This is a genomic window from Campylobacter sp. BCW_6463, assembly GCF_001762785.1.
Lineage (GTDB): Bacteria > Campylobacterota > Campylobacteria > Campylobacterales > Campylobacteraceae > Campylobacter_D > Campylobacter_D jejuni.
Genome location: NZ_MJXL01000074.1, coordinates 1 through 6,164 on the forward strand (window position 1 = coordinate 1; position 6,164 = coordinate 6,164).

General features: G+C 25.9%; 3 protein-coding genes. All 3 read right to left on the minus strand.

The window, feature by feature from the left end:
- Positions 1-3,845: hypothetical protein (locus AJ884_RS08100; protein WP_070286609.1), on the minus strand; the 3,845-nt coding region annotated here is incomplete at its 3' end.
- A 268-nt stretch (positions 3,846-4,113) separates the two neighbouring features.
- Positions 4,114-4,473 carry a hypothetical protein gene (locus AJ884_RS08105; RefSeq protein ID WP_002779560.1) on the minus strand — a complete coding sequence of 120 codons (360 nt, stop codon included), beginning with the start codon at positions 4,471-4,473 and terminating at the stop codon, positions 4,114-4,116.
- Positions 4,467-6,050: a lysozyme gene (locus tag AJ884_RS10180; RefSeq protein WP_070286610.1), complete on the minus strand. Its 1,584-nt coding sequence runs from the start codon at positions 6,048-6,050 to the stop codon at positions 4,467-4,469. The genes AJ884_RS08105 and AJ884_RS10180 overlap by 7 nt, the downstream gene beginning before the upstream one ends.
- Positions 6,051-6,164 lie beyond the last annotated feature (114 nt).

The following is a 6,164-nucleotide window of genomic DNA, read 5'->3' on the forward strand; positions in this document are numbered from 1 at the left end:
TCAGCATTTGCACTTGCTTTGCTAGTGTTATTTTCTCTTTTGCCTATAGCTTTCAAGCTTTCTTCATTTCCATTTATCCCCATATACATAGCCTTAAGATTGTTTTGTCCTATGATATTGAGTTTTTCTAGTAATCTTCTGGTTTTATTTTTATCTTCTATATATCTTCCTGTTTTATCTTTACTTGTATTGTAAATTCCATTAGCAAAATCTTGTAAAATTTGTAAAGCTTCATTGTAAGCATGAATAGGACTATCTTCATCCTTTTTAAAAGCACTAATTTGCTTTTCTTTATTTCTAAACTCTTTAAACAAAGGATGATTACAAGGAAGTTGATATATAGTGCATTTTTTAAGTTCTAAAGATTTTAATTCTTTAAAATAAAAAGTATAATCATCTATAATATATTTTTGTTCTTTTATATCCTCTAAAGCAGTTGCATTTCTTTTCTCATCAATAATCAAATAAGATAAAAGTCTTTTTAAAAGAAATTCTTTATTTTCTTCAAGCTTTTGATCTATTTCATAATGAAAGGAAAAATGAGTGTCAAAAACTCCTGTGCAAAGATCTATGCCATAAAAAATTTTCTTTAAATCAAAGCTAATGAATTTCGAATTGATTGCAAAAGGATAGGTTACAAAATGATCTCTTATAACCGCTAAAGGAGAATCATCTTTGAAGGTGTAAAGCTGATAAACAATGCTTTCATATTGTTCTTGTAGGGCTTTAAAATTTGTTGGAAAGAGATAATTTAAAAAAATACCCACAAATTCTCCAGCCACAATAGAAGCAAGGTCAAGTTTATTTAGCTTAGCATAAGTATAAATAGTATATTTTTGAGTTTGTATATCCATGCTATGCATAAGAGCAATTTTAGATATATTGCTTTCTTGATTAGAGTATATAAATAATTGTTTCATATATTTATCACTCCAATAAATCTTAATTTGTTTTTCATTAAAGTATTCTTTTATCTTTGTGATAAATAGATTTAAACCGGATGTATTTTTTTGTATTATTAAATTGGATTTTATCTCTTGTGCTAAAATCATTTGGATTTTAGTATGAATTAATTCTTTTTCTATTTGTTGCAAGCGTGCTTTTATTATTAAATTAGATTTTATGTGTATATGATATATACTATTCTTTTTTGGAGGTGCAAAAATACCAAGCTGTTCTTTAAAAAATTCTTTAAATCCTTCTTTGTTTATTTTAATACAAGCTTGAATAACATATTCTATTGTTTTTAAAAAATTAAAATCCCACAACATTTGAGCTGTAAAGCTGATAAAAGGACTAGCACTTAATAAAATTTTTAACATTGCATAAGTAAATATTTCACTTGTTTTTTGTTCTTTTGCCTTATTTAAATATTCTTTTCCATACATCTGCTCCAAAAGCTTTGATAAATCTGATATTTGTTTCTCTATATCCATCCATGCAACAAAAGCTCGTTGCGTTTCTTCGTCTAAATTCATAAATTCTTTAATGCATTTTTGTTCATCTAAATGATACATTTGCTTTAATTTGATTATTTTTTTATCTAATGTATTTGTTGTATCTAAATCTTTTGATAATTCATTAAAAAAATCATCTATAGTTATCGAATTATCATTTTCCACAAAAGAATAATCTTTTTTGTCAAGTATTTTTAATAATTGCGATACAACTTCATATGCTGTAATATTTGTTGGCTCATTATTTACATATATTGGACATTCATCTGTCCATAAAACATAAGTTTCCTCTAAGTATTTTATATATACAAAATTACTGCCTCCATATTTTTTCAAATCCAAATTGATATTTGGAAAAATAAGCTTAGCTTGATACAAGACAAATGAAATAAATAAACATTCCATTAAAGAATAGTTCCCAAATGAAGATTTATCCGATTTTTCAAAAAACTCTTTTTTCAAAAAAGTTAAATATTGATGAGCTATCTTCTTTTCTTTTTCTATGATGGATTCTTTGGCTTCGTTTTGTTTAAAGAATTTTTTGATATAAAAATAAGGAAGCCATTTTTTATCATTTATTTTTTTATTGTAGTCAATATAAGCTAAAATGTTTATTCGTTCGCAATGTCGTAAATTTTCCGTCTTTTTTACTATTTCTATCATTGGCTCATTTTCTGATATTGCTAATTTTTCTTTAGCTGTTTTTGCGAATTCTGGTAGCTTCTGCGGTGTAGCAACAAAATTTGTTAAATATTTATAAACCTTTTGCATATCTTCATAAGCTTTTTTACTATTCTCATAAGCTTCTTTGGATATTTTCACAAAAGGGCTTAATTGTAAAATATAAGGTTCATTTTCATCTTGTGGCATTTCTATGCTATATTCGCTATAATCTCTTGTGCTGTCATAAGTTTTTTTTGAAGTATCAATATTTTTTTTAATTCTTCTGTATTTATCTTGTATATTATAGTTGGCGATTTCTTGAGTTAAACTTTCACTAAGTCCTGCATTGTATTTATTGGGGATATTTGAAATAATCAAATAATTTTTACTCATTTTAGTTGTATTTAAATCTATTTGTGCATTTTGATTTTTTTGTGCGAAAAATTCAGCTAGTTTACTTGAGTTAAAATTTGGACTTTCTATATAGGAAAAATAAATAAATTGTTTAATATCTTCTTGCAAATTCTTTAAAATAGCATTGTTTTTTAAATACAAATTAGATAATTTTTGCGTTGAAATGAAAGCGGGTAAATTGCTCGATTTTGAATCATTGGGTGTATTTTTATATCCCTTGTCTTTTTGTTCTGGGTTTAAAAAGATTTCACTAAAAATATTTTCAATGCTTTTTATTTCTTCGCTTAAAGTGATTTTATAAGCCAAATTCGAAGCGATATTGCTTTCATCACTTCCAAGATATAATCCAAAACCACTTAAATCAATAATTTCTTTTTTATTAATAATTAAAACACAAGATAACAAGCGAGAATTAATATAATGAATAAACATAGCACATCTAGTGGCTAAAAATGCGGCTAAAGTCGTTAAAAGTGTGCCATAATCTCTTTGAGCAAATTCATAATACTCGCTTGCAGAACCCATTAAAGAAAATAAACCAGCAGCCAAAATAGCTAATCCTGTCCCACCTGTAAGAACAGCTACCACTGTGGCTATTGCAACACCCGCTATAGCACTTAGTATGATTTTAATTTTTTCATATTCTTTTTCTTCGGCAAGTTTTTTAATGTGTTCTAACAACTCATTGATAAATTTTTCATAAGTATTTTTTAAAGTGGGACTTATGCTATTTTTGAAAAAATCCGATTCTATGACATTTCCAATCTTTTCTAAAACTTTTTTCTTAAAATCATCAAATTTCTCACTGCTTATATCATCAGGATCAATGTTTTCGATTAACTCGTCTAAGGTTGTTATATCTTCAGAATCTTTAGCTAGTTCTTTTAAAGTATTGATAAATTCGATACAAAGATTATTTTTATCTGTATGATAAAAAAGATTAAAATCTTTACCTTGTTTCTTGTCTTGAATTTCTTCTTCTAAGTCTTCTAAATAAACTTTAGTGCAAATTTCACTGCTTGATAAATCTTTTAAATTTACATTTTGTCCAGCATCAAGCTCATTAAGGGTATGGATATTTATTTCTATATTATTGTGATTATCACAAGTTTGTTTTAAAATTTCTAGTATTTCCATAGCCAATATTTGATTTTTAGATAGCATTTTTCTTTGATGAAAATCAATATTTTTTAATATAGCGTGTAAAATAGAAAAATTAGGATAAATAAAATCAATCTGTTTAACTTCTTTATTGTTGATTGTTAAATTTTTAATAGTTTGAATTAACTCTGTTTTAGAACTTATAAACATAAAAGATTCCTTATATAAAGCATTATTATATCATTTTTTATTTGCTAATATTTTTTGTCTCTCTATTAATCTCTCCTATCCACCTAAGCACATTGCCCTTATCATCAATCTCTACTTCTAAATCTTTGTATTTGTTGTAAAATTTAGGAGCTAAGATTTCATTAATTAGGATTTTTATAACTTTAAAAACTTCTTGTAATTCTTATTGCATCTTTTTAACTTTTTACATATTCTAGGTATTTGTTGTTGCTTGTTGCCTTTGTTGTGTCTATTTTTCACATAATTTCAGACGATATTCTTGTATAATCTGCTTGTTTTTAGAAATATATAAAAAATTATTAAAAATATTGTATTCATAAATACCATTTTTAAAAACATATCCTTTAAAATTCATATTTACATCACTAATAGACTTACCGTTTAGGACAATATATTTTCCATTATTTTTATTGACACCCACATATACAACTTTATCACAAGTTATATTACCCTCTGGACATAGATTTAAAATTTTTATCCAAAACTTTTCATTTTCATAGGTACATTGCTCTAGTGGAGTAAAATCCTCTTGCGCTAATAAATAAGTACTAAAAAATAAAAACAATAATATATTTTTAAAAATTACCATTTTTCATAACCTCCTTGAATGTAAAGCTTATATTCAGCATTTCTCCTATTAATTAGTCCTTGCATTACTTTATTTTGACTTTTGTTCCACGCCATCCAAGCTTCCTTTAATGTTTTGCAACCCGTTTTCTCTGCATTGATGATTTTAACAACAGAAGAATTTTTAAAATTATCAATCCCTATATTAAAACATAATATAACCAAGGCATCAAATTCGTTCTGTGCTAAGGAAGAGTTTATTGAATTTTTTACAGCATTTTCAAAGGGCAACAAATCGCTTTTAAACAATTTATCCGCTTCTTGTAAAGTAATACCATTTTTATACAAATCCCATTCATTTTGCCCTATAAGATGTCCATATCCAATAGTTGCACCTTTAACATATGAAGTAATTTCTTTTCCATTTTGATCATTATAAGGTTTGAGTCTTAGCTTCTCTATATTTTTTAAAAGATTTTGACCATCATTGCTTAGATGAGTGATTTTTTCTTGAGTATTGTTTTCACTAACCCCATTTACCACCACAAATTTACAAACATAAAACTCTTGTTTTCTATCTTCATCTTCTAAGATTTCATCTAGTCCTTGTGCGATTTGAAGTTTTAAATTTTGCATTTTTGCAGGAGCTAAAAAACTAAAATGATATTCGTTTAATTCTTTATTATCTTCTAAAGCATTTTTGATGATTTTATCATACTCATGTAGCTGTGTAAAATACCCTACTCCTAAATCTTTATTTTCAAATTCCTTATAAGCACTTTTATAAACTTTAGCAATGTTTTTTGGGATAATAAAATAAAGTTTGATTAAATTAGTATCAAAGCTAAGATTTAATTCTTTAAATTCATAATCTTTACTAAAGTCTTGTTTGAATTGATTAAGAATATTTATATCCTCTATATCTTTTAAATCTTTTAAATCTATATTAAATTCATTTAAAGCCTTATTTTGTTCTTTTTTTTCATTATTGATTAAAAGATTATAGATAGGTAAATTATCTTTTTGAAATCTATCACTTTTATAATGAAGTCTTATTATAGGTTCTTTTAACTCTATTTGATTTTTACTTTGTTCTCCTAAGCCCTCTTTAGGATTAAAGCTGTGATCAAATTTAAACTTAGTAGGAGTAAAGCTTACTTTTAAAGGAAAACCTTTATCACTAATACAAGCTGATATGAGTTCTTGTAAGATTACATATTCATTATTGACTTTCTTTTGAGATAAGGATCCTTTTACATTAACAACTTTAGTACAAGGAACACTTACACCTGCTATAGTATTAGGACAAGCTACTATACTAGAGTTTAATAAATCACTTTCTAGCATTATAGGCACACCATCATCTTTAAAAGTTTTTCCTTTGTTTGATTTAAGTATGACTTTACCTCCATGGATACATTCTAGGTTTTGATTTTCTAAAAGAGCATGAAGTTTAGCTATAGCTTGTTTTTTATCTACTTGTGTGGTTTTTTGTTCTTTTAAAGTGTTTGAAATTAAGTCTTTATACTCTAAGCTTTGTTTGCTTAAACATTCTAATTTAATATTTAAAGAATTTTCTATAATAGAATAATTAAGCAAACAAAGTTCATCATTTTTATAAAAGATGCTAAGTCTTCCTTTGCCACTGCTTTCATCTTTAGGAGAAAAATAATAACTAGGTGTATCTTGTTTTATAGTATTATCTTGATCTAA

What these genes read in the sequence shown, in the direction of transcription:
- AJ884_RS08105 (WP_002779560.1), bottom strand. Translation starts at nt 4,473, where the DNA reads ATGGTAATTTTTAAAAATATATTATTGTTTTTATTTTTTAGTACTTAT.